Here is a 25968-nt window from a genome sequence, read left to right as displayed (position 1 = left end):
AGGGGGTTTGACCGTAATTGTTACGGGTTTTGGAGGGGATAAGGAACCTTATAAACTTCCCGATAAGCCCAAGGAGACTGCTGTCTCGACATTTTCAGAATATATGAACGCTTCTATGAGTCGCGATTACAATAAGATGCTTTCACTGTCTGATGATTATCGCTTTGAAACAGAACGGTCGAGTTTGAGCCTGACAAAGTAGACGACAATTTAGAAGATAACTTCAAGTGATTTTAGTTTTTCAATTTTCTAATCAAACGATCCAAAACGTATCCAATAAGATACCAGAAAACTAGTGTAGTGAAGTAAACAATGGCTATGGGGATGTCTGCTTCTCGCACAAATCGAAATGATTCATACATCCAAACCAACGGGCTAACGATAGCCAATAGCATATTATAGTCGTCGTTCCCCATAATATTTACAGTAATAACTAGACACGAGATTAGGACTAGCCAAAAACGAAAAGATTTCATTGCCTATACCTCCAAACCAATATTGTATCAATTTATTACCACGTACCAGCTTAGATTCTGGTCTTTATTAATGTAAGAGGAAAAGAACGCATGCAAAGTCAATTCGATCATTTTTGTTCATCAGGGATATCAAAAAAGAAATTTGTTGGATCAACTGGTTTTTGCCCTGGGTTTATCTCTTTCCCAGTATTGTCAATGAGATTGTAACTGATTTCTCCAACAGCGGCCATGAAATTAAAATGGGTTATTCGCCCTTGAATTGTAGGTTTCTGGCCGTCTTGTTCCACTAATTTATAAGGCAAAAAGGATAGACCACTGCTCTCCCTTTTGGTTGAGTCAAAACGTGCTGTCCATATTAATACACTACAATCGTTGCTGATTTTATAGTATGAAATAACATCCATCTCCTGAATAAAAAACGAATTTGATTTGCCTTCAGGAAAATAATAGTCTGTGTTCAGATTTTCATACCCTTTGGGTGTATATTCTTTTAAATTGCTAACTTTGGGAAGTTTGATTGCTGCTCCTCTGGATACATTAAGCTTATCCGAAGTATATTTGTTTTTTATTTCATTGTTTGCTTTCGCTACATAGGCCGTCTGAGATTTTGGATTCCAGGAGACATACGCATTGGATGAATCAGCAATGAATCGGAGAGGGACCATAATCCGTCCGTTTTTCAATGTAGTGACAACAGGCAAGGTTATATTTTTTGAACCAAGCGTTGCACTTTTCTGCCCAACTTTTAATAGTGTTTTTTCACCGTTACGATCTATTGTGACTGTCTTGGTGCTATTATTCCATGTGATGGATACACCAGGTAAACTTTGAACAGCGTTTAATGGGACCATGGTAATCCCATGAGATTGGTAAGTTTCATCAGAGGATACAATTGAATTATTAACGATAATATGTGTCGAAGAAGCTTGTGCTGCTCCCGCACCTAAAGTAAGACCTAAAATAGATATGCAAGCTATTTTTGAGACAGATCTCATATTCTATACCTCCACAATTGTATTTGTTGTTATAGACGAATAAAAAAGCTGAAAGCAGCTTTTATTCCAAATTTATTTAATAAAATGTATTAAAAAGAACGATATTTAAATCACTGATAGTTACTTGCAAAATAAAAATGCTGATCAAGAATAAACCGACAACTGTATGATTCAGTGAATCGGTTTATTCTGTATTTACATCGGATTGTGTCCACAATGTCAATTCGATGTGTATTGCACCTCAAAACGGAACCCGTCAGTAATAAACTGTTATTATTTTTCAACAGACTTTAGCAAGACGATGAACAGCATCCTGATCGTAGCGGCTTCTTCGGATTCTTTTTCTCTACACTTTTTTTACTGGACGTAACACTGCGTATCCGTATCCTTCTGGGAAATGCCGCTGATAATCTTGCTTTGTTTCCTCATCCCATTCATACCCCAGGCTGCTAGGGTCAAAGTTCCAAGCTTTCTCCTCCACCATTCTCATAACGTCTCCATTGTTTTTTAAATAATTGAAGGGTGGGTGGAAAAACACCAGGTAATCTGATTCGGGGATGTCCCGGCACCTCATTCCTGCGGGAATCTCTCCGGCGTAGTCAGCGGCAACCGGTATTCCATAGAGATATCCCTTCTGACCATCCTGATAGAACCAGCCCGCAGTTTGGCCCAATTGTTCGGGAAGCTTGAGATGAGACATGCTTTCCAATGTTCCGCAAATTTCATCACAATTGTGACCGTTTCTCCAGAAATCACCGTAGTTTCGAGAAGAGGTATCCCAGATTCCAATAAATTTGTGTGCTGGTATATGCTCGATTTTGACTTCAGCTTCTTGCAAATGATCCTTAACCATCTTATCCCGCTCCTTCAAATGGTAATGATAAGGAGAGAACACCTCAACGCGAATGGCTAACGGAATAGGTCGGGGCTCCTTCTGGTATACAGCCGGAGTTACCTCGAATGCTTTTACAAATGCCCGTGTAAAAGCCTCCTGTGAAGAAAACCCATACTTTATTGCAACATCGAGGATGCGGACATTGCCATCTCGGAGTTCTAGCGCGGCACGGCTAATCCGGCGCATCCACACATAATCCCTTAACGTTATTCCTGTAAGGGAATGAAACTGTTTTGTACAGTAGTAAGGGGAGTAGCCTAACTGATTGGACATTCTCAACAACGAAGGTGCTGAAGTAAGATTATTATCAATCCAATCGATCATAAGCTGAACCATTTCGTTCCATTCATACACGAGCGTTCCCTCCTTTCGACTCCATCTTAACAGCCGGAATGCAGGAATATTTGACTTGAGTTGCATGTGTTTTTTTCTCTTGTTCTGCTTTACTCCTCTACATAGCGGATATATGGGTGTTGAAAGTACCTTTGATCAGACACGAAATAATATTGTTTGCCTATAACCAGAGGAGGGATCGCGGACTTTGAGGAAATATATAATTCTTTATATCCACCTCCGTTAAAAGTATCTCTCTGTATGACCAAGTAATCATCTGTAGTTTTAACTAGCTTAGCGATTTCTGTCGAGTGATGACCTGAATAATAATAAATCCAGCTGAAAATTAGTGAAAAAAATATAATTTTTAAAATAGTTGCAGCCGTTTTATTTTTTGTAATCAACATTCGCACCAACCTCCCATAATCCATTCTTTCATTTGTAATAAAATATGTATGATTGGTTATTTATCCTGTTTATGTATATTGTAAGGTGTATGATCCGATGTTGAAAGTAACTTTTACACAAAAAGCCTATCTGCCATTCTTCCGGCAGATAGGCTTTTATAACATAAACGTCAACTTACTTTGTGTTTATACGCAGTCTGTGCCTCTTCATAGGATTGCACCGACGGCATAGCTTTATTGTCAATTATTTTTACGTTGGCGTGCGCGAGCCTCGCCGCCTTTGCGGCCTGCTTCTTCCCTACTCATTTTCCCGTCGCTATCACTTTGGTCTGAATTGCCACGGGCTTCGCCGCCCTTGCGTCCGATTTCCTGATAGAATTCCTTGTCATGGTTTTTGGAAGTGGCTTCGCCGCCTTTTTCACCAATTTCCTGGTAGAAGTCCTTGCCATGATTTTTGGAAGTGGCCTCGCCACCTTTTTCGCCAATCTCTTGGTAAAATTCTTTGTCGTGATTTTTAGCAGTAGCTTCTCCACCTAGACGTCCTGCTTCTTCGCGACTCATTTTGCCATTTTGGTTGTTGTTAGCCATGTTCAATCACTCCTCATCGAATTTTAGTAAAGCGGGTACGTGTATCTATTAACCTTTGTGTCAGGAATTAAACATGTCCCTTTTATTTTGCCAAATAGCAGATAACTGGGGATATTCACCTGATTAGCGTTCCCATGCTTCGGGGTGCAGTTGTTGCTGGCGGTTAAATAATGCCGGATAAATGAACAGGCTGAGTAGCACGCTGGTCAAAATAGCAGAGGTCATGGTGGTAAATACGATGAGCAATTGCAAACGCACAGCGGCAATCGGATTGGCACCTGCGATGATTTGTCCGGTCATCATGCCGGGAAGCTGGACAAGCCCCAGCGTTTTCTGCCCCTCAATGGTTGGAATCATACTGGAACGTATGCAATCCTTGAGTATAGGGAAGATGGCTTGTCTAGGCGTGCCGCCTAGTGCCAGAATGAGCATGATTTCAGGCTTGCGCAGCAGGACTTCCGACTTGAGCCGGGATACCAGCAGACTGGACAAAATCATGGAGCTGCCAATGATCATACCGCTAATCGGAATCATATATCGGGCTGTCGCCGGAATAATATGCAGGCCAATGAGGAATGTCTGTGTAACGATTTCCACACACAGCAAAGTCAGGAATGACTTCCACATGAGACCGGGGATAAATCGTCCTTTGCGCGCAACATTTTGTGAGGCTACGGTAATCATGAGCAGAATGAATAATACGATAAACCCGTAGCTTTGCAACCCAAAAATCAAATGCAATACATATCCAATCGCCAGCAGTTGAACCGACGCTCTGATCGTGGCGATGATCATGTCTCGGTCCAGACCGAGTTTGAAGGATTTGGACATGACAATGGCGATAAATACAAAACCAAGAGAGAGAATCAAAGCAACAATCGTCATACCCATTCTCCTGCTACAAACTTGCGGGTCTCACTATGCTGCGGAGCATTAAAAAACGTCTCCGTATCCGCTTGTTCTATCAGTCTTCCGTCGATCATTAGCCATGTTTCGTGGCCTACTCTGCGGGCTTGTTCCATGTGATGCGTAATCCAAATCATCGTTGTTCCCTCTTCTTTGTTCATTTGTAGCAGCAGTTCCTCAACCTCTTTGACCGAGGCAGGGTCCAGTGCAGAAGTAATCTCATCCAGCAGTAAAATATCCGGGCGGTTCGCAAGCGTCCGCGCCAAGGCCAAGCGTTGTCTTTGTCCGCCAGACAGTTCCTGCGCCTTCTGTTCCAACAGGTCGCGGGTGAGCCCTACGCGTTCCAACAGGCTGGCAGGATCACCCAGCACTGTACCGTGCAGCCGTTCTACGGTTTGGAGATTGTACAGGACAGTTCCCTGAAGCATGGGGGCATCCTGAAAAACCAATGCGACTTTCCGTCTCAGTTCAGGGATCTCCCACTCCGATATAGGTTTGCCGAGGACACGGATTTCCCCTTCATCCGGTGTCATTAGGAGGTTACACAGTGAAAGCAACGTGCTTTTACCAGACCCCGATGGACCGACCAACGTGGTGATTTTGCCGGGGGAAACTTTTGCGGTAATCCCGTTCAGAACCGCACGTTGTTGTCCAGACCCGGTGAAATATTTGATGATGTGGTTAAATTCAATAGCTGGAAGTGGTTTGGGTTCCATAGATATAGCTAGCTCCTTTGTAGGGGATCGAGGAAGGGATCAGATCCGTTCTATGATCTTATTTTTTTATTATATCAGTAATGACTGCTATGCTCTTCTGTAAAGATTCGATGCAGGTTGGCTGCGGTAAACGGCATTTTCTTTGTATAAACTAACAGGATTAGTTAAAATAGAATCTGGATCGATTCTGTACATGTATAAGGAACCGAATTACATAGAAATTCGATGAAAGGAGACAGGATGATGTCGCCTAGAAACGGAGTAAAGCTGCAAGATATTCTGCGGGCTGCCGAGGACATTGCCAATGAACAAGGGATGTGGGATGTCACGCTCACCACGCTGGCGCAAAAGTTGCACATTCGCCCTCCGTCTTTGTATAACCACGTGGACGGATTGAATGGACTGCGCCAAGTACTGGCATTGCACAGTCTCGAACAGTTGGAGGAAGCTTTGATGAGCGCAGCAGTTGGTAGAGCGGGCGCAGATGCGCTAACCGCTATGGGGAAGGCGTATATGCGGTATGCTCGCGAGCGACCCGGTTTGTATGAAGCGATGCTGTATGCAACTGATCGAAATGATACCGAAATGAGGCAGGCTGCGGATCGCGTGGCCGAGCTGGTCATTACCGTCCTGTCCAGTGGTTACGGCTTCAAGGAAGAAGATTGCATTCATGCAGCGAGGGGATTCCGTAGCCTGCTTCATGGATTTGCCTCGCTTGAACAAAAGGGCGGGTTTGGTTTGCCTGTCGAGGTGGACCGGAGCATTGAGGTGATCATGGCTACCTTTTTGGCAGGTCTGCGTGTGCAGCAAAAGCGAGATGGTGAGCTGACCAAAGAAGTCTGATTTCAACCTGATGCAGCTAACATGGTTGCGTCGCAGACCCGAAGGGTAAAATACATCTGTATAATGTAGATGAGAGACTCTGAATACAGGAGGGATATGAGTGAACGTACTGGTGATTGGCGCAAATGGAAAAGTAGGCAGACATCTTGTTCGTCTACTGGGGCAAAATAAATCGCATCGTGTAAAGGCGTTGATCCGCCATTCGGATCAGGCCGAAGCGCTTGAACGTTTGGGAGCAGAAACAGTGGTAGCTGACCTCGAAGGGACGGTTGGTGAAATTGCCGCAGCTATAAAAGGCAGCGATGCTATCGTATTCACGGCAGGCTCCGGTGGAAAAACAGGAGCGGATAAAACGCTGCTCATCGACTTGGATGGAGCGGTCAAGGCGATGGAAGCCGCCGAACAAGCAGGTATCCAACGCTTCGTTATGGTCAGCGCCCTACATGCGGAGAAACGGGAGCGGTGGCCCGAATCCATTAAACCGTATTATGTGGCGAAGCATTACGCTGACCGCCTGTTAGAAGCGAGCAACCTGGACTACACGATTCTTCGTCCGGGTGGCCTGACGGATGATGTGGGCACCGGCAAAGTTGCTACCGGTGAGGATTTCACCAGCCACACCATTTCCCGTGAAGATGTGGCGGCAGTGGTCATAGCAGTGCTGGAGGAACAGCAGACGTATCATCGTTCAATTAATCTGGTGTCTGGCAGTACGCCTATTGCTGAGGCAATCCGGCTGTAATTACGGATGAAGTTGTTGGATCCATTTCTTTTGGGAATGTTTCTTCAAAGCTGTCTTTTTTCTCGTATAAGTTGTACCAAGTTTCTGCAATGATATCTGGATCTCCTGACATCTCGATATCACCATTCCCAAGACTGGGCAAAGGGAGCGTGCAGGAAGATTCGTATCTAAGACTAATTTTTGCTTTGAGAGGCATCCACGGAGGCAGAGTTCCGGGGATGCTTTTTTGCTGTTTTTCTCAGTGTGATCGTCCCCGTAGTAGTCCCAAGCTCCAACTCCGGCTGAATAGCAGCAAAAACAGTTGCTTAAAACTAATTATATTAATTATAATACTAATATAATTAGTTTGTGATGAAGACAAGGAGATGAGCTGAAATGCGTATTGTTCAGGTACAGCATCTGTATCAATTGACGTTTATGCCCCGGCTGTTCCCGGTGAACTGTTATTTGGTGGAGGAGAAAGAGGGGCTCACCTTAGTAGATGCCGGATTGCCATACAGTACCCGTGGTATAGAGCAGGCTGCGGCGCGGATCGGGCAGCCGATTATTCGAATTGTACTTACCCATGCCCATGGGGATCATGTGGGTGCGTTGGATAAGCTGAAGGCAAGGTATCCTGACGCGCAAGTATTCATTTCAAGGCGGGACGCACCGCTGCTACAGGGCGATGTATCGTTGGAGGCAGGGGAACCGGATACTCCAATTCGGGGCGATGTACCGAAGCATATCCTTACCCAGCCTGACGTTTTACTGGAGGATGGGGATCATGTAGGTTCGCTGTTGGCGATCAGCGCACCAGGACATACGCCGGGTTCGATGGCATTTTTGGATACTCGTACCCGAGCGTTAATTGCAGGCGACGCCATTCAGACCCGAGGAGGTATAGCGGTATCGGGAAGGCTTAAACCGCTGTTTCCTTTTCCGGCACTGGCTACCTGGAACAAGGAAATTTCGCTGAAAAGCGCCAAAAAGCTGGCGAGTTTCGATCCATCTTTATTAGCTGTCGGTCACGGCAACATGCTGAAGCATCCACAATCTCAGCTGGAAAGGGCGATTATGGAGATGGAACGACAATCTTCAGTGTGATGATTCCGTATTCAGCCAACATTCAGCCAGAACTCACAAAGTCCTAAGCTAAGGCAGATACAATATGGGAAAATAGAAACAGAGAGAGGTGCATCGGATTTGAACGTTTGGAAAGCGAACGGTCTGAAATATATACTTCTATTTAGTCTCATATTGTGTGCTGTCGTTAGTGTCGTTTCGTTATGGAGTTATTCAGGTAGCTCCGCGTCCCAGTCTGCGGCTGTTAGACAGGGCCCATCCGGCGGGTTTGGGGGAGGAGGCGGACCTGGCGGAGGTATGAGGGGGCTGGATTCGGTGAATAGCGCTGACAGCAAGGACCAGGGGACGACAGGCCAAACTACCGACTTCTCCACTGAGGGGACATCAACATCGGGTGACCAAGGTACAATGGCTGGAACGGATACGTCTGCATCGGACAGCAGTGGTGCCGCCAGAGACGGTCAGCACAGAGGCCCCGGAGGCATGTCTGGTAACGGATCTGGCATGGGCGGTCCTGGCGGTGGTATGAGTGGTGGAAGAAGTGGGAATTCTTCATTTGCTTATGCTACTCCGCTGGCGATTTTCGCCGCTTTGTTCTTCGGTGCGTTCGTGTTTATCGCGTACCGGTTTCGGGCTCGTGTATGGAAGCTCGGGGAACGTAATCGAGGACTGATGCTGTGGACTGTGCTGGGTGTGGGTTTCTTTTTAAGAATGGCGATCGCCCCATGGATTTCGGGTCACATGGATTTAATGCTATTCCGGAACTGGGCTACGACAGCAGCGGATAGCTTATCGGGCTTTTACACGAACGGATCAAGTGATTATCCGCCGTTCTATATTTATATTTTATATGTGATCGGTCAAATCGGCTCTACGGATGCTTTCAGTCCCTATATGTCTGTGCTGCTGCGACTTCCGAATATATTAGCCGATATTGTGACAGCGTACATGCTGTACCGGTTGGCGAGCAAACGGGTCGGCTATGGAATAAGCCTTGGATTGGCTATATTCTATGTGTTTAACCCAGCGGTATTTATTAATTCAACCTTTTGGGGACAGGTAGATTCATTTTTTACTATGCTGATTATGGCCATGATTGTGCTGCTTGTGGAAAACCGGGTCGGCTGGTCAGCCGTATTGTTTACGGTAGCGGTATTGATGAAGCCGCAGGGAATTATTTATGGGCCAGTTTTGTTTTTCGAGCTGCTGAGACAACGCAAAATACAACCTTGGCTGTTGTCCATTGGCGGTGCCGTTGTGACGACCATTCTGGTTATATTGCCATTTTCGTGGGGGCAGGAACCGTTATGGCTACTTGACCTATACAAGGGAACGGTCGGCGAGTATCCGTATGCTTCGGTGAACGCGTATAACTTTTTTGCACTGATCGGAGGCAATTATACGCAGGACACTACAACGCTGTTCCTGTTTAGTTACCATACATGGGGTATGATCTGCATTGTGCTGGTGACTCTGTTCACGTGGTGGATGTATATCCGTAGTCGCAAACCACAATTTGCAGCGGCAGCTGCACTGGTACTCATTGCAGGTGTATTTACCTTCGCTTCCAGCATGCATGAAAGGTATTTGTTCCCTGCGGCGGCGTTAGCTGTACTGGCGTATCTGTATTTGCGAGACCGCAGATTTTTATGGCTTGCAGGTGGATTCAGTCTTACGATTTTCCTGAATACCTTTGATATCTTCTATAGCTCCAATTCTCGGGATCAATACGGTATTATTTTGTGTGTGACATCATTGTTGAATGTGTTGTTGTTTGGGTATTTGGTCAAAGTAGTGTGGGATTGCTCCCAATCGACCACGATTGAGACTGCTCCTTCCACAGACGGAGTTTCGCCAGAACTTCCTTCAGCGCGGCCTGCATGGGGAGCGTCTTCCCAAGGCGTGAACACGACAATTGATCGTTAGTGGAGTATAAAATACGGTAAAAAACCGCCTTTTAACGAAATGGAAGTGGTTGATAGATCAACTGCAATCCATAAGTTAAAGAAGCGGTTTTTTTGTTGTCCTCATGTTAGAGTAACATTGTATCTATGTGTCTCAATCCATATATTCGTTCAGTTTTTGTACATCGCAGATGGTAATCTCTCGTGTACCCTTGCTATGAATAATCCCCAGCTGTTCAAATTTTCCAAATTTACGGCTGATGGTTTCGCGGGTGACACCCACATAATTAGCCATTTCTTCGCGTGAAAGGGGGAGATTTATTTTAATATTGGAGCCATCCGGCTTGCCGTATTTATGTCCAAGCTCAAGAATCATATAGGCGATACGGATTTCCGGGTCTTTGGTAGCTAGGCTTTGAGCCAGATTTTCGGTATGTGCCAAGCGTTTAGTAATGGTTTTGAGCAGCTTCAAAGAGATATCGGGATTGTTGCGGATCAACTGCTCCATATCATCCTTGGTGAGCATACAAATATCAGTATCTTTTAAGGCATACGCACTAAAGTTACTCAGCTCATCGCTGTTAAATATGTTCAACTCGCCAAAAAAATCGCCAGTTGTTAGAATGTGCAGGATTTGCTCCTTACCCTGAGGCGTCATCTTCAGCAGCTTGACATGCCCGCTTTTAATAATGTACAGCGTATCGGATGCTTGTTCCTCGATAATTAGGGCCTCACCCTTCTGATATTTTCGGTGTCGGATCATGGAGCTGACCTTACACAAATCTTCGCAGGACAAAGAGGAAAAGATAGGTACTTTGCGGGCACAGGGCTCCTTTTCGCACTGGCAGGGGCAGGACATCTCATTCACATTCATTCACTCCATTCATAAACCGGAAACTACAGGTTATAGCGCATGGTTGTTATTCTGTATCATCTATTGGAGAAAAATGGCTTTGATCCTCACCGCAGACCGGACAAACCCAGTCCTCTGGGAGATCCTCAAACGCTGTACCTGGCATTACGTCTTCATCGGGGTCGCCGATTGCAGGATCATAAATATATCCACAGGGTTGACATACATATTTTTTCATCTTTAGTTCTCCTTGTCATTCAAAATTTTTGTAAGCTCTGGTGCGTCCGGTTTGAGTCCCTGCATGATAGCTGTTTTGTAGGGTAGTGAAGCAAGAGCATCCCCAAAGCCAATCACGCCGCAGATAGAGCCGTCTTGTATGAACATACGTGTATAAGAAGCTTGATTTTTAGTAATCAGGCTGGTGTCGCAGACTTGTTCATCTACTAGACCGATGGAAAAGAGAGGGGATTCGTAGCAGTTCGACAGGGTTACAGGGAGGGGACGCTGATAGCTGACGGATGCGCCAGCCATATTGGCGCCTGCTATTTTTCCCTGCTCCATTGCGCTTTCCCACAACCCATCTACTCTACCCTGAAATTCGGCTGCATCACCTGCTGCATAGATATTGGCGGAGCTGGTCTCCATCTGCGCATTCACCAGAATGCCTTGTCCAATATCAAGGCCGATTTGGCGAGCAAGCTCCGTATTAGGTACAATTCCGATAGAGTACACGACATGCTCGCAGGGGATAACAGAGCCGTCCTGTAGTTCCACACCTTCTACGTGATCTGTGCCTTTAATACGTTGTACGCCTTGTCCAAGGTGTACCTGAGTACCCCGATCGGTCATACGATCGGTCAAAATAGTGGAGGCCTTTTCATCTAGCTGGCGGGGCATAAGCCGATGCGAGGCTTCCAGTATGGTTACAGAATACCCTGCTTGCTGGAAGGACCAGGCGGTTTCCACGCCTTGAATACCACCGCCGATGATGCATATCCGGTCTCCCTGTCGCAATTCCGCTTTAAGGCTATCTGCATCTTGTCGAAAACGGATATTGTGAACATTCCTTAGAGAAGCCCCCTCTAGCACAAGCTTACGGTTGTGAGCTCCTGTACACAGTAGCAGCTTGTCATAAGCAACGGTTTGTCCATTTATGGTTTGGATAGTACGATCCTCAGGATGTATCTCGGTTATCTTGATACCGGAATACACATGAATTCGTTGATTGGCAAACCATTTTTCCTTTTTGATCAGGATTTTGTCACTGTGCAAATCAGTAAATAGTCCCTTGGAAAGTTTGACTCTGTTATATGGAAAGGATGCTTCCTCTCCGTAAATAGATATTTCAGCCAGCTCATCATGATCTCTAATTGCTTTTGCTGCGTTGACGGCGGCGACACTGCCTCCGATAATAACGTAATGTGGGTTACCCATTCAGTATCTCTCCTATTCGCTATATGCTACTGTGTTTTAAATAACACTAAGCAGTAGATCTGAGACAAATTCAGCGGCATTTTTAATTTTTTTCACTTTTTCAACATCTGTAGGAGAGAAACGAATACGTACCGGGAATTCCACATGGGTCATACCTGTTGATTTGATTACATCTGAAGTGCTTTGGACCTTCATATTGGTACCGTTCAAGTAATCTTGTACGACTTCAATGGCTTCCCCGCTCCAGCCGTAGGAACCAAAGGCAGCAGCCAGCTTGCCTTCCAGATTCATCTTTTGCATTTGTTGCAATAGGTCTTCCAATTTGCCTGTCATATCAGCATATTTGGTAGAGCTACCGACAAAAACAGCATCCGCTGAGGCAATACTATTCAATATCTCCGTTTCATCGGCTTTATCCACGTCCCATAGCTCCACCTTGATTTGGTTCTCCAAAAAGCAGTCTTTCAGAATGTTTGCCATTTTTTTAGTGTTATTTTTTAGGGTGGCATAAACAATCGCTACTTTTTTATCCTCCTTGGTTTCGGTACTCATAGAGGCGTACACATCAATAAACTTGGCAATATCATGCCGGATGGCGAAGCCGTGGGAAGGTGCAATCATCTCAATATCCAGATCGGCAACAGCTTCGATTAATGTGCGCACATATCTGCGATGTGGATGAATAATAGCCTGATAGTATCCGACAAAGTCCTCGGTGATATCAAAACCAGCCTCGTCGGCAAATAGATGCTCTACAGCCACGTGTGTACTGAAAATATCGCAAGGGAACAAGATTTTATCTTCTATGCAGTACGTAATCATGGTTTCTTCCGTATGCAGGTAAGGTGTTTCTTTGAACAGCAGCGTTTTGCCTCCAATGTCCAGTTGATCTCCATCCTTGATGACGAGGAAGTTGCGATGCTGAAGCTTGTACATTTGTTGAATTTCCGGAACGGCAATCTCAGTGCAGACGATCGTAGCGTTTGTTGCCTTGGAGGCGAGTGCCGCCAATCCACCCGAGTGATCTGGTTCCGTGTGATTGACGATAATATATTGAATATCCAATGGATCGATCAATTCGGCAACAGCCTCTGCAAATTCTCTACCGAACGCCATATCTACGGTATCTACAATGGTCGGTTTTCCGGTTTTCAATAGATATGCATTATAGGTTGTGCCCTTAGATAGTAGAAGACGATGAAAGGGAACCTCACGATTATCAATTTTTCCTACCCAATAAATATCCTTTGCCAGTTGGAATCCTGGTTTCATAGGAACAACCTCCTGCTTGTTTTTGTTTGTCTAACACAATTCGATTCTAGTTGGATGTGTCGATGAAAAAGATGATTGAAATCAAATTTTTAAATATTTCAAAAGTATTTTTGACTTTAGGATTTTGCAAAATTCGATTCCAGTCGCCCCAAAGTACAATATATAGACGAACTAGACCATTTCGATCTATATATTTTGTTCATTGAAAGTCGCTTATTGGATTTTTGCAAAATCCTCCTTAAATTTAGTTTTGTGATTGCAATCACAAGGCGAGCGAAATAATCCAATACAATAAAGGTATAAATCCATCTTAAGCAATTTAATTCCAAACAGGAGCGTGAACCAATATGAAAAAATCAAACCTCATTCAATTTCAGGAATATAAGGAAGCAGCCTTTACAAAACGAATTGTGCATAAGGAAGCCGACAATGTAATTTTTATTCTCAACTTTACTCCTAATGCCGAGCTGCCAACACATAATCACCCGGGAGCGAATGTATATTTGCTTGTTCTTGAAGGCAGCGGTACTGTAACTGTGAACGGCGAAGCAACGGAAGTTGTCCAAGGGGATATCATTCATGTTACGGGCGATGAGCACTTCTCCTATCGTGGCGGTGCAGAGGCGAATTCCAGTCTGCATGTAGTGTTGACCCAAACGCCAAGTGAAAGCTATGCGCAGAACATATAAAAGAAGATACAGCAGCAACATGCTCATATAAAAAAAGAAAATGGTTATTTTTTTTACACTCGTATTGATAATGAATATCATTATCAAATTTTGAGAAGAGGTGTTAATGGCCAATGCAGACAGTAGATTACAATCAGGTGCCAGGGCACTGGGTATTAGCAAGTCTCGGTAAGCGCGTGCTTAGGCCCGGAGGGTTAAAAACGACACGTTGGATGATAGAGGGACTTGACGTAACCGGGCAGGATGAGGTTATTGAGTTTGCCCCCGGATTGGGTATAACTGCCCAAATCACACTGCGGCTTAATCCCCGCCGTTATATTGCGATTGAACAGAATGAGAAGGCGGCTTCTATCGTAAAAACGTATGCAAGCGGAGCAAACCGGGAGGTCATTATTGCCGATGCTGAACAGGTTCCGTTGCCGGATGCCTCTGCGACGGTGGTATATGGGGAAGCCATGCTGACGATGCACACAAGGGCCAAGAAAGCGCAGATTATTTCGGAAGCCAGGCGGCTTTTGAAAGTAGGCGGGAAGTTTGCTATCCATGAGATGTGCCTTGCTCCTAGCCATATTGAGCCTGCGCTCAGAAAGCAAATTTACAAGGACTTGGCTGTAGCCATGCGAGTTAACGCGACACCGTTGACGGTGTCAGAGTGGGAACAGTTGCTGAAAGAGGAAGGCTTTAAGGTCGTTAAAATCTATACGGTTCCTATGCACTTATTGCATCTGCCACGTATCATTCAGGACGAGGGCTGGTTGAGACTTGGAAAAATCACCTTTAACCTTATGCGTAACCATGCTGCCCGGACAAGGGTTATGGGTATGCGCAAGCAGTTTGTAAAGTACGCCGACCATCTGCAAGCGGTCAGTATCATCGCTGAGCGATAGCCTGAATTCACGAATAAGAGAATAATAAAGCCTTTTACGCAATAGCAAAAAAAGGAGACGAACCCCCATTCAGGGATTCGTCTCCTTTTTATATATTTGCTGCTTGGCTTGGCTGCTGGTGTGCGCATGCTTTGCACCCCTCTATTTGTCATATCATAGGTGTGGTGAAAATTTCCAATCCCTGATGTTTTTACATTATCATAGTGACTAAGATCGTTGGAATAGTTAACTAAAATAATAAAATAGGCGTACATCAAAAGGAGGAAGCGTGTTATGAAGCTGCATCGAGCCATTGTGGTAGATGATGAAACCTTTACTCGTAAAGGGCTGCTTCAACTCATGGATTGGCAAGCCTGTGGTTTTGAAATCGTAGGAGAAGCTGATAACGGTGAGGATGCGCTGGAGCTAATCAGCCGTATTCACCCGGACCTGGTCATTACCGATATTCGTATGCCTGTGCTCGACGGATTAGAGCTGATTCGATCTGTGCTCGAACAGAGTACAGAACATCCCGCGTTTATTATCTTAAGCGGCTATAGTGATTTCGCTTATGCGCAGCAGGCAATCCGCTATGGGGTTCATGATTTTATGCTTAAGCCGATTGATGAGGGTGACTTTTCGGCTACATTGCGCAAGCTGAGTGAGAGACTGCATCGTGAACAACAGAATGCGCAACGATATCAGAATCACCATGCAGGTGGGTTGTTAGAGACTGTGATGATGAACCCAGTGGATGATGTAGTGGTGACACAGTGGGAGCAGCAGCTACGGCTTGAGGAGGCCACTTCTATGTACTATGTACTCGTCGAGCTGAATGACCAACATCCCTGGCGCTCTGGTGACAATAATATTATGCTATCGCTTTTCCAATTCAGGGAGCTTATAGAGCAAGCACTTCATCGTTTAATGGATGGCAAGTACCCTCTCTATGTCCATGAGCATCGCAATCGGATTGGTCTTATCGTACCGGACTTCTTTTTGAACTATTTTGAAGGCAAGGTCGAAGTCTATATGAAAGCGCTACAACAGGAGATAGAGGGGATGAAGTCACTAAAAGGCCAGCTGGGAAGTCGGGTTTTCATTTATGCAGGAAAGCCTGTGAATCGGTTGCAGGATATCCAGCAGTCCTATGCCTGTGCGAAGGAAGCAGTGCTCCATAAATACATTTATGACCATAGCGGTATTGTTGTATATCTACAGGAGGGAATGCCACCACTCCACTATAAGACCATACATCAGGACGTACTGGATCGCATGACGGAACAAGTCGAGGAACTGCGGTTGGAGGAGCTGCGTGTGGCCGTGGATTATTTATTTAGCAGCTTTCGGGAGGAGTGTTATGCACCTGAGGCTGTGAAAATGAGTTTGCATCAATGCGTACTTAGTATCGTTCGGGTCATTCAAAACATGCAGGGAGATGAGCGCTCACTTCGGTCACTAGAACCGATGATGAACTGGCAGGACATGAACCTGTCCCTGGGTGAACTACAGCGATTGTTTACAGCTTTTGCAGAGGAAAGTGGAAGGTATATTGGGGTTCTGCGCAAGGATTGTCAGCAGGGAGGCATCCAGCACATCCGTGCTTACATTGAGCAGCATGCCGCCGAGAATATAAGCCTGAAAAGTATTGCGGCTCGCTTTTACATGAACCCGGTGTACCTCGGTCAATTGTTCAGAAAAACGTATGGTGTGTACTTTAACGAATTTTTGCTGAAATTGCGCGTTCAGGAGGCAAAACGTTTGTTGCGGCAGACGGATCTGCGGATTTATGAAATTGCGGAGCGCGTGGGCTTTGGCAGTTCAGACTATTTTGTTACCCAGTTTGAAAAGACGGCGCACGCCACGCCTAGTGAATACCGCAACAGCCTGAGTATTGGCGACGAGTCAGAGAGGGCCGGCGAATGAAGATGCTGAGGACGAATCTTGATCATGTGCGATTGCGGGATAAAATGCTGCTGCTTTATTTTCTGTGTGTTTTCGCGCCTGTAGTGTTGACCAATCTGGTTTTTTACCATGTTACCTCACAAAATGTGAAAGAACAGCGTATTCAGGATATTTCGCGTGCACTGGAACAGATTAAAATTGAATTTTACCGTGAATTTGAAGATGCGATGGAAATCTCGTCTATCTTTTATACCGATCATCAGCTCAATGAGGTATTGGAACAAACATATCCCCACCCTGCTGATTATATTGCTGCCTATGACTCTTATTTACGTCGTATCTTGAACAATAATTACAGTCCTGTATACCATTCCGTAGGTGGAATTACGATCTACACCGATAATTCAACGCTGCTGGATTCCGGGGGAGTCAGCTTTATAGATGAGAGGGTCAGAAGCTTGCCCTGGTATACCAAAATCCCGTCTGGGCGCCAGTCCAAGCCTATATTTGTACGTACCGATGACAGTACAGGCGAACAGCTGCACCCTTTCAGCCTGATTCGGCGGATGAACTACTTTTATTCCCAAAATGGTCGTGAAAAAATACTAAAAATAGAACTGCGAATGTCGTCCATTCGTGAGATTTTCAACAACCTGAATTTGCAGGGAAGTCTCTTTCTGCTGAACGAACGAGGGGAAATCGAATATACAACGGATCCCAAAGTTGCTATAAACCACAAAAGTGTGGCCTATAGCACCCTCAAGCTGCCCGAGGACACGATGGAGTTCAAGACGAATTATGTGCTTACGAGCAATCTGAACGGCTGGAGCATTGTGGCAGCGGTATCCAGAGATGAAATGCTGTATGAAATGCAGGAATCCCGCAACTTTGTGCTCTTGTTAACCTGTGTAAATATGCTGTTACCTACATTAATTATTATCTGGATTACACGTTCGCTGAACGTGAGGATTCATCGTATTTTAAAGCACATGAAAAAGGTGAAAAACCAGCATTTTGAGCTGATTCCCGGTACAGAGTCGCGAGATGAAATCGGGCAATTAACAGGTGAGTTTAACCGGATGACGCTGAAAATAAAGCGACTGATTAACGATGTGTATATGGCTGATATTCAACGAAAAAATCTGGAAATTCAGCGCAGACATGCCCAGTTGAATGCACTTCACAGCCAGATCAACCCCCATTTCCTGTTCAATGCGCTGGAGACGATTCGCATGAGGAGCTTGATGAAGCATGAGGATGAGACAGCGCACATTATTCATAACATGGCACGGATATTCCGCAATTCGCTGGTGTGGAACAAGGATCGGGTTACTTTGCGGGAGGAGCTGGAGCTGATCCGTTGTTTTCTGGAAATCCAGCAATATCGCTTTGGTGAGCGAATACAGTACGAAGTGCAGGCGCGCTCTGAAGACTTGGACAATCTGCTTCCCAAAATGGTCGCGCTGACACTGGTTGAAAATGCAAGTATCCACGGCATTGAGCCGCTAAAGCATGGGGGACGCATTGAGATTCATTTTGAGCATGAGGAAGGACAACTGATTCTAACGGTTCGAGATGATGGGGTGGGCATGTCTGAGGAACAGGTACAACGTTTATATGGTTACATGCAAAGGCAGGAAGAAATGGGTGAGCGTATAGGTCTGCAAAATGTCATCTATCGTCTTAAACTTTACTACGGGAGCCGCTTTGAGCTTGCCATACGCAGTGCCCCCGGCGTGGGTACGGAGATACGAATTAGGATTCCTGCGGATCGGGAGTGAGGTGGAGAGCGGTACCTATTTTGCTTTGAAGGACCTTTACCTATAGTTTCCTAAGTAACACCTTTAGATTGGCAGGTGAACGAAATGGACGGCATTTTATAAAATGAAAGTGCTTACAATTTAGGGTGTGCGGGATTCCCAGTGCTTGCGGTACGTCCGCACGATATTCACACACAATCGACAAAAGAGGGCGAAAGGGGAAGGTCTGGCATGACAAGCAAAAGGTTCGGAATCATCGGTCTGGTAATGGTTATGATGGCATCTATGATCACTGCTTGCTCAGGGAGCTCGGGCAAGGAGCCAGCGTCAGGAGATAGCAAGGAGAAAGTCACATTCACGTATTTTAATGCCACTGCGGGCAGGGACATTAATACCAATGAAACGCGGATCGGCAAGATCCTGGAGGATCAGACGGGGGTAAACTGGAAGCTGGAGCATTTGGTGGGTGATTCCAATACGAAGATCGGTACATTTATTGCCAGTAACGATTTCCCGGATGTGATAGTACCGGATGGCACGATCGATAAGCTGCTGGATGCCGGGGCTTTTATTCCCCTGAATGATTTGATCGACAAATACGGACCGAATATTAAGCGTGTATATGGACCGTACTACAACTTGATGAAGGCGGAGGATGGGAACATTTATTTTCTTCCGCTCAGTGCGGTGGTAGGCGATTATTTACCTGCGCCTAACTTGGAGCAAGGAGCCTTTTGGGTGCAACGCAGGGTATTAAAAGAAGCGGGATTTCCAAAAATCAAAACACTTGACGAGTATTTAGCCCTGATTCGTAACTATGCGAAAAAACATGCAGATGAGGGCTTGACTGGGTACCTGGCGTTAACCACGCAGGATAGGTTTTATGCTCTTACGAACGCGCCGATGCATCTGGCAGGCTATCCGAATGATGGCGGCACGATTATTGATATGAAGACACACCGGGCCACGGATTATGGAGATATGGAAATCACAAAGCGGTATCTGAAAGAGCTAAATCAGCTCAATGTAGAGGGCCTATTTGATAAATCGTCCTTTGTGGACAATTACGATCAATATTTGGCGAAGCTGACTTCGGGTAAGGTGCTGGGCTTTTTTGACTACCGCTGGCAGGCGGGGCAGGCCCTGAATAATCTGCAAGAGGCTGCCAAGCAATCGGGCAATGATGATATGGAGTATATAGGGCTGCCTATTGTATACGACCAGAATATAAAGGATCAGTACATTGATCCGTCGTCATTCGTTAATAACCGAGGCATAGGAATTACGGTCAGTGCCAAGGACCCGGTACGTATCATCAAATTTTTTGACAACCTGCTGACGGACGAAAACCAGATATTATCCAACTGGGGAATCAAGGGGGAAACCTATGATGTAGATAAAAAAGGACGCTTTTACCGGACTGAGGAGCAAATTAAGCAGACTGGTCAGGACGCGTTCCGCGAATCATTCGGGTTCAAATATTTTGAATATAGTTGGCCGCGATACGGTAGCGGTTCTACCCTGCCTGACGGTAACTCGGTTGGCCCCGGACGGCAGCCTGAGGTTGCGCGTATGTCCTACACCGAGGGAGATAAAAAGCTACTAAAAGTCTATGGTGTAGAGTCCTTCTCGCAAATGTTTTCCGCACCTGACGAGCGCCCATGGTATCCGGCCTGGAGTATTCCGATTGCTCAAGGCTCAACTGCGCAGCTCTTCCAGCAAAAGAAGGGGGACCTACAGCGCAAATATTTCCCGCGTTTGGTGCTGTCTGCACCGGAACAGTTTGATGCGATTTGGAATGAATACACTACTGAATTCAACAAGCTGGATGTAAAGGCGTATGAGGAGTTGATCACGAAGGAGGTTGCCAAAAAAATCGAAAATCCCGGTAAAAAATAAAGGAGGAAGCAGCTATGGGCCACTCGTCACCACCACCTGTCACGATCTCCCCGGATCATTTTCCGCCCTCGCGGCGAACCGGCTTTAGGGGATTTATGCACAAGCTGAATCAGCAACGGGCACTAGTATGGATGTCCGTCCCTTTTTTAATCTGGCTGTTCATCTTCAAGTATTTGCCCATCTGGGGCTGGACGATTGCCTTTCAGGATTTTAAGCCTGCCCGCAAGTTGCTCGATCAGCAATGGGTTGGATTAAAGCATTTCCATTTTCTGTTTCAGGATGAACACTTTCTGCGGGTCATGCGCAATACGCTGGCGATGAGCTTTATTAATTTGGTGTTGGGCTTTGTCACCGCTATAACACTAGCAATTTTGCTGAATGAGCTTCGTCAGCTCGTATTTAAGCGGGTGGTACAGACGATCAGCTATCTACCGCATTTTATTTCGTGGGTGGTCGCGGCCAGCATCATTAGTACGGCGCTATCTGCGGATGGCGGCATCATCAATGAGGTGCTGATGTGGCTGGGATTGATTAAGGAGCCTATTCTGTGGCTGGGCGAAGGAAGCTATTTCTGGGGCATTCTCGGTGCATCGGAGGTATGGAAAAATGTCGGCTGGAATACCATCATTTATTTGGCCGCGATGACGATGATTGATCCCTCGCAGTATGAAGCGGCTGAGATGGATGGAGCAGGGCGTTTTCAGCGGATTTGGCATGTGACATTACCCGGATTGAAGCCTGTATTTATCATCCTGCTCATTATGAACATCGGCAATCTGCTGGAATCCGGCTTTGAGCCGCAATACTTACTGGGCAACGGTATGAACGTGGATTACTCGGAGAATCTGGATATTTTTGTGCTGAAATATGGTATCCAGATGGGTAATTTCTCGCTTTCCATTGCTGCCGGGATGTTCAAAACGGTGGTCAGCTTCATCTTACTGTTTAGCGCCAATCATATTGCGAAGCGGTTAGGGGAGGAGAGATTGTTCTAAAAAAAGAGTGAGTTTCTGGGGAGGGCTCGTTGTCGCTTCGCATGCGGATTGTTCTTCCGATCGCTGTTATCCCCGTATTTTCTTATTGGAATAAAGATTATAGGTTAAAATCCGGGGATAAAGGCGAACGCTCCGCTTCTTCAGAACAATTCCGCCCGCTCCGCTGCTACCCGCCGTAAAGTCACTTTTTTGAGAACTGAGGGTAGTGGCAAGGGGGGAGCTTAGGGAAGGCGCGTGACTCGCGCTTCCATGGGTAAATGCGCCATGATGGTTGGCTCAGCTTCGCTTTCGCTTGTTTTTAGGACTGCTAGTGGTGGTGATAACAGAAGGTGCGAGCTCATCCATACTACGGGTGCAGGTCAGTGGATTTTTAACAGGCCGCTTCGCTGACCTCATTAACTGCTTGAAAAATAACTTTTCTAATAACAACTGACATTAAGAAAATAATTGACACAAACTACAACTCATATCACAGCACCAACAACGGCTCCAATATCAATGATCCTACCCATCGTATGGATTACATGCCTGGGTGCTTAAGCTATTTTTTAGAAAGGAGCGGAAGTCATGGGTAAAGGAAAGGCCGTACACGGGCGATTTCGGGCCCCCTCGGATCGGATTTTTGATGCGTGCAATATTCTGTTTATGCTCTGCCTGATGGTGTTCACGCTGTATCCGTTCTTGAATACACTGGCGGTTTCGTTGAATGAAGCGAATGATTCGATACGGGGCGGGATTTATTTGTGGCCACGTGAATTCACGTGGAGTAATTATGAATTTGTGTTCAAGGAAGCGACGATTTTTCATGCTACGCTGATTTCTGTATTACGTACGGTTGCGGGCACGGTGACTTCGGTGTTTTGCTGCGCGATGGTGGCGTACACGATCAGCCGGCCGGAATATGTGCTGCGTAAATTTGTTTCGATTGCTTTTATTTTAACGATGTATTTTAGCGGTGGACTGATTCCGAACTTTCTCCTGATTCGTGAGCTTGGGATGCTGGGGACTTTCTGGGTGTATGTTGTGCCGGGATTGATTGGGGTGTTTAATGTGATTGTTATTCGCTCCTTTATTGAGGGATTGCCGGAAGGGATTTTGGAGTCGGCGCGTATTGACGGGGCTGGGGAGTTTTCCACTTTTATGCGCATCGTTTTACCGCTGTGTGTTCCCGTGCTAGCGACGGTGTCGCTGTTTACAGCAGTCGCGCAATGGAATTCCTGGTTCGATGTGTTTTTGTACAATTCGTCATATGAACAATGGAGCACTCTTCAATATGAGTTGATGAAAATACTGCAAAATTCCAACACGTCTGTTAACACTCAGGACTATGCGAGCCAATTCGCTGGTTCGGAAAATCTAGCGAAGTCGGTCACGCCTACCTCAATTCGGGCCACGATGACGATTGTCGCTTCAGTGCCTATTATTTTAGTTTATCCCTTTTTGCAAAAATACTTTGTGAAGGGTATGACCTTGGGCGGTGTCAAAGGATAGTAAATGAAAACCAATGGTGCCAAATACCAATTCCAAAAAATCGGAGTACGGGAGGGATTGCTTTGCGGTCATGTTGGGTTAAGCCTTTTTGTCTGGTACTGGCTGGAGCGCTGTTGTTATCGCCTGTCGGTTGGTGGGGGGCGTCTGTACTAAAGGCAGCTCCGTCTATAGAACATTCCCCGCCCGTTTCGGATACGGTGCTGTCAGCGGGTAATATCCATAAGACCATTGGAACGTATGGATTTGAGCAAGGAAACAGCGACGGCTGGAAACCCCGGGGAACTTATACCCAAATTGCATCCGTCACGGAAGCAGCATATGGCGGCACGCACAGTCTGAAGGCAACCGCCCGCACAGCGGCTTGGAACGGGGCGGAGCTGGATGTGAAGTCGCTATTGCAGCCGGATGTAGAGTATGAAATTAGTGGCTATGTGAAGCTAGATGGTCATTCTGCGGTTCCGAGCATGGTTAAACTTACAGTGGAGCAGCAGCCGACAGACGGGACTACGACATGGAAGACGGTAGCGCAGACGGAGACGGCGGATACATCGTGGATTAAACTTCAGGGGAAATATACTTTTACCGGGGGGATGGATGCATTGAAGCTGTATGTGGAAAGCTCGAATCCCGCGCAGGCCTACTATGTGGATGAGGTAGAAATAACACAGGTATCGAAGACGCCAACGGAGCCGGCCCATGGTATCGTATCCGGGTTTGAAGAGGGTACGGCTCAAGGATGGGTGTCCCGTATGGGAGCCGAGACCGTGCAGGTTTCGGATGCCGATGCACGAAGCGGCTCATACAGTCTGCTGACAACAGGCAGACAAAAGACATATGCCGGACCGAAGCTGGATGTGACTGCTACGATGCAAAAGGGCAGCCGATATACGGTCAGTGCCTGGGTGAAGCTGGCGCCGGGTGAGCAGCCTGCCAAGGTGAGGCTCAGCGTGCAGCGTGATCACCAAGGGAATAGTTCGTATGAAACTGTTGTAGGCGACACGGCTACTACGACAGGGGGATGGATGCATTTATCTGGTACGTATACGCTCGCGCATGATGCAGACACTGTTTCTATGTATTTGGAAACGGCAGAAGGAACGTCTTCCTTTTATATGGATGATTTCGAACTGTCACTTGTACCACCACTGGCTATTGAAAAGGACATTCCTTCTTTGCATGGATTATATGGGGGACAGTTCAGCATCGGCACGGCGATTGAAGCTTTTCAGACCGAAGGGGCTTACGGAGAGTTGGTACAGAAGCATTTTAACAGCGTCGTTGCAGGGAATGCGATGAAGCCAATCTCCTTACAACCGTCCGAGGGACAGTTCCATTGGGAGGAAGCAGACCAAATTGTGCAGTTTGCTAGACAGCACGGACTAGAGATTCGCTTCCATACCTTGGTGTGGCATAACCAAACTGGGGATTGGATGTTCAAGGATAAGAATGGACAGCCGATGACACCGACTGCTGAAAATAAAAAGCTTTTGCTGGATCGGCTGGAGACGCATATTCGCGCTGTTGCAGCGCGGTATAAAAATGTCATCACCGATTGGGATGTGGTGAATGAGGTCATTGATCCTGATCAGCCGGATGGCATGCGCCGCAGCAAGTGGTATCAGATTACCGGTACGGATTATATTGAAAAAGCATTCCGTGTCACGAGGGAAGCGGCGGGCCCGAACGCACGACTATTCATTAACGATTACAACACGCATGAGCCGAAGAAACGGGATTTTCTGTACAATTTGGTACGTGATCTGCTCGCTAAAGGTGTACCGATTGACGGGGTAGGCCACCAATCGCATATCCGCCTAGAGTTTCCCGCTATTAGCGAGATTGAGCAGTCCATCGAAAAGTTTGCTTCGCTTGGTCTGGATAATCAGATTACCGAGCTGGATATGGGTCTTTATTCCAATGACACAGATCGCTATGAAACGATTCCAGAATCTATGCTGATCCGGCAGGCTCACCGCTATCGGGCGCTGTTCGATATGTTTTCAAGGCAGCAGGATCATATCAGCAATGTGACGATTTGGGGTACGGATGATGGAAATACGTGGCTCAGCACGTTTCCAATAGCCCGGCTGGATAAGCCGCTATTATTCGACGAACAGTTAAAGGCCAAATATGCCTATTGGGCACTTGCTGATTCGTCCAAAGTCCCGCCGTTGCCAGCAGGGAATAACGAATAAATGGTTTGAATACATGCCGGCCTTTGTTATCTCACCTGAACGCAATGGCGGTTTTACGGAAGTATGGATTGGCATGTATGCTGTATCGAACGTCCGCTTATACAAGCATAAAAGCAGGCTGTCCTTTACATTTCACATGTGAAGGACAGCCTGCTTTGTTATCGTAAAGGAATCGCGGTTTATTCCAAGTTAGCGTGTTGGCCAAACATAGATTCGGAGGTCAGCTTGCGCAGCTCCATCGTTCTGAGTACCAGTGCATCACCGTACAACAGCAGGGTTTGCTCAAACAATGAGCCCATAGGCTGAATCGTCTGGTAATCCTTGTTGGAAGGATCCTTGGGTGCACCGGGCAGCTTGACGATGATATTGGCCAGTTTGCCGATGGTAGACTCGGGGGACGTGGTTAGAAGCGCCAGAGAGGCCCCGAGTTTCTTTGCTTTTTCTGCCATGGAGATCAGGCTTTTGGTTTCGCCAGAGCCTGAACCAATAATGAGCAGGTCGCCCTCGCCCAAGCCGGGAGTTACGGTTTCACCCACCACGTAAGCTTGAATTTCCATGTGCATCAGTCGCATCGCCAGCGAGCGAATCATGAACCCTGAGCGGCCCGCACCTGCCACGAATACCTTATTCGCAGCGTTGATGGAGTTGATCAGCTGTTCCGATTCCGCATTGCTGATCAACTGTGGAACCCATTGTAGCTCGTTGAGTACCTCAGATAAATATTGAGAGGTTTCCATTG

24 protein-coding genes are annotated in these 25968 nt (G+C 46.3%); 13 read left to right on the top strand and 11 right to left on the bottom strand.

Annotated features, from left to right (window positions below; translation table 11 throughout):
• Window positions 1-7: 7 nt before the first annotated feature.
• A complete protein-coding gene (locus MKY16_RS23970; protein ID WP_340957347.1) occupies window positions 8-202 on the top strand; it encodes a hypothetical protein in 195 nt (64 codons plus the stop codon).
• A gap of 381 nt (window positions 203-583) precedes the next feature.
• Here the strand turns inward: MKY16_RS23970 and MKY16_RS23965 are convergent, their stop codons facing one another.
• From MKY16_RS23965 to MKY16_RS23940, 6 genes are all read right to left on the bottom strand, one after another.
• The gene (locus MKY16_RS23965; protein WP_340957344.1) at window positions 584-1471 is read right to left on the bottom strand and encodes a copper amine oxidase N-terminal domain-containing protein; all 888 of its coding nucleotides are present in this window, start codon (window positions 1469-1471) and stop codon (window positions 584-586) included.
• 346 nt (window positions 1472-1817) lie between these two features.
• Complete coding sequence (locus MKY16_RS23960) at window positions 1818-2720, bottom strand: AraC family transcriptional regulator (protein WP_029518728.1); 903 nt, start codon at window positions 2718-2720, stop codon at window positions 1818-1820.
• A gap of 89 nt (window positions 2721-2809) precedes the next feature.
• Entirely contained in the window at window positions 2810-3106 is a 297-nt protein-coding gene (locus tag MKY16_RS23955) for a hypothetical protein (protein ID WP_029518727.1), read from the bottom strand.
• A 240-nt stretch (window positions 3107-3346) separates the two neighbouring features.
• The gene (locus MKY16_RS23950; RefSeq protein WP_029518726.1) at window positions 3347-3694 is read right to left on the bottom strand and encodes a KGG domain-containing protein; all 348 of its coding nucleotides are present in this window, start codon (window positions 3692-3694) and stop codon (window positions 3347-3349) included.
• Window positions 3695-3817: 123 nt separating this feature from the next.
• The gene (locus MKY16_RS23945) at window positions 3818-4579 is read right to left on the bottom strand and encodes an ABC transporter permease (RefSeq protein ID WP_340957341.1); all 762 of its coding nucleotides are present in this window, start codon (window positions 4577-4579) and stop codon (window positions 3818-3820) included.
• On the bottom strand, window positions 4576-5316 hold the full coding sequence (locus MKY16_RS23940) for an ABC transporter ATP-binding protein (RefSeq protein WP_340957339.1): 741 nt from the start codon (window positions 5314-5316) through the stop codon (window positions 4576-4578). The genes MKY16_RS23945 and MKY16_RS23940 overlap by 4 nt, the downstream gene beginning before the upstream one ends.
• Before the next feature lie 243 nt (window positions 5317-5559).
• Between MKY16_RS23940 and MKY16_RS23935 the strand changes: the two genes are divergently transcribed.
• The 4 genes from MKY16_RS23935 (at window position 5560) to MKY16_RS23920 (ending at window position 9892) form a co-directional block, all read left to right on the top strand.
• A complete protein-coding gene (locus tag MKY16_RS23935; protein WP_340957337.1) occupies window positions 5560-6159 on the top strand; it encodes a TetR/AcrR family transcriptional regulator in 600 nt (199 codons plus the stop codon).
• A gap of 100 nt (window positions 6160-6259) precedes the next feature.
• Complete coding sequence (locus MKY16_RS23930; protein ID WP_340957335.1) at window positions 6260-6901, top strand: SDR family oxidoreductase; 642 nt, start codon at window positions 6260-6262, stop codon at window positions 6899-6901.
• Window positions 6902-7276: 375 nt separating this feature from the next.
• Window positions 7277-7987: an MBL fold metallo-hydrolase gene (locus tag MKY16_RS23925; protein ID WP_340957332.1), complete on the top strand. Its 711-nt coding sequence runs from the start codon at window positions 7277-7279 to the stop codon at window positions 7985-7987.
• A gap of 99 nt (window positions 7988-8086) precedes the next feature.
• Window positions 8087-9892, top strand: coding sequence for a glycosyltransferase 87 family protein (locus MKY16_RS23920; RefSeq protein WP_340957329.1), 1806 nt, complete (start codon window positions 8087-8089; stop codon window positions 9890-9892).
• A gap of 132 nt (window positions 9893-10024) precedes the next feature.
• Here MKY16_RS23920 and MKY16_RS23915 read toward each other — a convergent pair whose 3' ends face one another.
• The 4 genes from MKY16_RS23915 to MKY16_RS23900 form a co-directional block, all read right to left on the bottom strand.
• Window positions 10025-10729 (bottom strand): Crp/Fnr family transcriptional regulator, encoded by a 705-nt coding sequence (locus tag MKY16_RS23915; protein WP_029518719.1) that lies wholly within the window; start codon window positions 10727-10729, stop codon window positions 10025-10027.
• A 61-nt stretch (window positions 10730-10790) separates the two neighbouring features.
• Window positions 10791-10961, bottom strand: coding sequence for a rubredoxin (gene rd, locus MKY16_RS23910; protein WP_069012221.1), 171 nt, complete (start codon window positions 10959-10961; stop codon window positions 10791-10793).
• Window positions 10962-10963: 2 nt separating this feature from the next.
• Window positions 10964-12157: an NAD(P)/FAD-dependent oxidoreductase gene (locus tag MKY16_RS23905; RefSeq protein ID WP_340957326.1), complete on the bottom strand. Its 1194-nt coding sequence runs from the start codon at window positions 12155-12157 to the stop codon at window positions 10964-10966.
• A gap of 36 nt (window positions 12158-12193) precedes the next feature.
• Window positions 12194-13429, bottom strand: a complete 1236-nt coding sequence (locus MKY16_RS23900) for an FprA family A-type flavoprotein (RefSeq protein ID WP_029518717.1) — start codon at window positions 13427-13429, stop codon at window positions 12194-12196.
• Window positions 13430-13776: 347 nt separating this feature from the next.
• Here MKY16_RS23900 and MKY16_RS23895 point away from each other — a divergent pair, with 347 nt between their 5' ends.
• From MKY16_RS23895 to MKY16_RS23860, 8 genes are all read left to right on the top strand, one after another.
• Entirely contained in the window at window positions 13777-14118 is a 342-nt protein-coding gene (locus MKY16_RS23895) for a cupin domain-containing protein (RefSeq protein WP_025721355.1), read from the top strand.
• Window positions 14119-14231: 113 nt separating this feature from the next.
• Complete coding sequence (locus MKY16_RS23890; RefSeq protein WP_340957324.1) at window positions 14232-15005, top strand: class I SAM-dependent methyltransferase; 774 nt, start codon at window positions 14232-14234, stop codon at window positions 15003-15005.
• Between the two features lie 273 nt (window positions 15006-15278).
• On the top strand, window positions 15279-16910 hold the full coding sequence (locus MKY16_RS23885) for a response regulator (RefSeq protein ID WP_340957321.1): 1632 nt from the start codon (window positions 15279-15281) through the stop codon (window positions 16908-16910).
• Window positions 16907-18670, top strand: coding sequence for a sensor histidine kinase (locus tag MKY16_RS23880; protein WP_340957318.1), 1764 nt, complete (start codon window positions 16907-16909; stop codon window positions 18668-18670). The genes MKY16_RS23885 and MKY16_RS23880 overlap by 4 nt, the downstream gene beginning before the upstream one ends.
• A 210-nt stretch (window positions 18671-18880) precedes the next feature.
• On the top strand, window positions 18881-20548 hold the full coding sequence (locus MKY16_RS23875; RefSeq protein WP_029518712.1) for an ABC transporter substrate-binding protein: 1668 nt from the start codon (window positions 18881-18883) through the stop codon (window positions 20546-20548).
• A gap of 14 nt (window positions 20549-20562) precedes the next feature.
• On the top strand, window positions 20563-21543 hold the full coding sequence (locus MKY16_RS23870) for an ABC transporter permease (RefSeq protein ID WP_029518711.1): 981 nt from the start codon (window positions 20563-20565) through the stop codon (window positions 21541-21543).
• 567 nt (window positions 21544-22110) lie between these two features.
• The gene (locus MKY16_RS23865; RefSeq protein ID WP_029518710.1) at window positions 22111-23034 is read left to right on the top strand and encodes a carbohydrate ABC transporter permease; all 924 of its coding nucleotides are present in this window, start codon (window positions 22111-22113) and stop codon (window positions 23032-23034) included.
• A gap of 62 nt (window positions 23035-23096) precedes the next feature.
• Window positions 23097-25229 carry an endo-1,4-beta-xylanase gene (locus tag MKY16_RS23860; protein ID WP_029518709.1) on the top strand — a complete coding sequence of 711 codons (2133 nt, stop codon included), beginning with the start codon at window positions 23097-23099 and terminating at the stop codon, window positions 25227-25229.
• A gap of 179 nt (window positions 25230-25408) precedes the next feature.
• Here the strand turns inward: MKY16_RS23860 and hxlB are convergent, their stop codons facing one another.
• Complete coding sequence (gene hxlB, locus MKY16_RS23855; RefSeq protein WP_340957315.1) at window positions 25409-25966, bottom strand: 6-phospho-3-hexuloisomerase; 558 nt, start codon at window positions 25964-25966, stop codon at window positions 25409-25411.
• Window positions 25967-25968: the final 2 nt, after the last annotated feature.

The organism is Paenibacillus sp. FSL L8-0641 (assembly GCF_038006265.1).
In the GTDB taxonomy this organism is placed as follows: domain Bacteria; phylum Bacillota; class Bacilli; order Paenibacillales; family Paenibacillaceae; genus Paenibacillus; species Paenibacillus polymyxa_D.
This window is presented reverse-complemented; position numbering and strand designations above follow the sequence as displayed.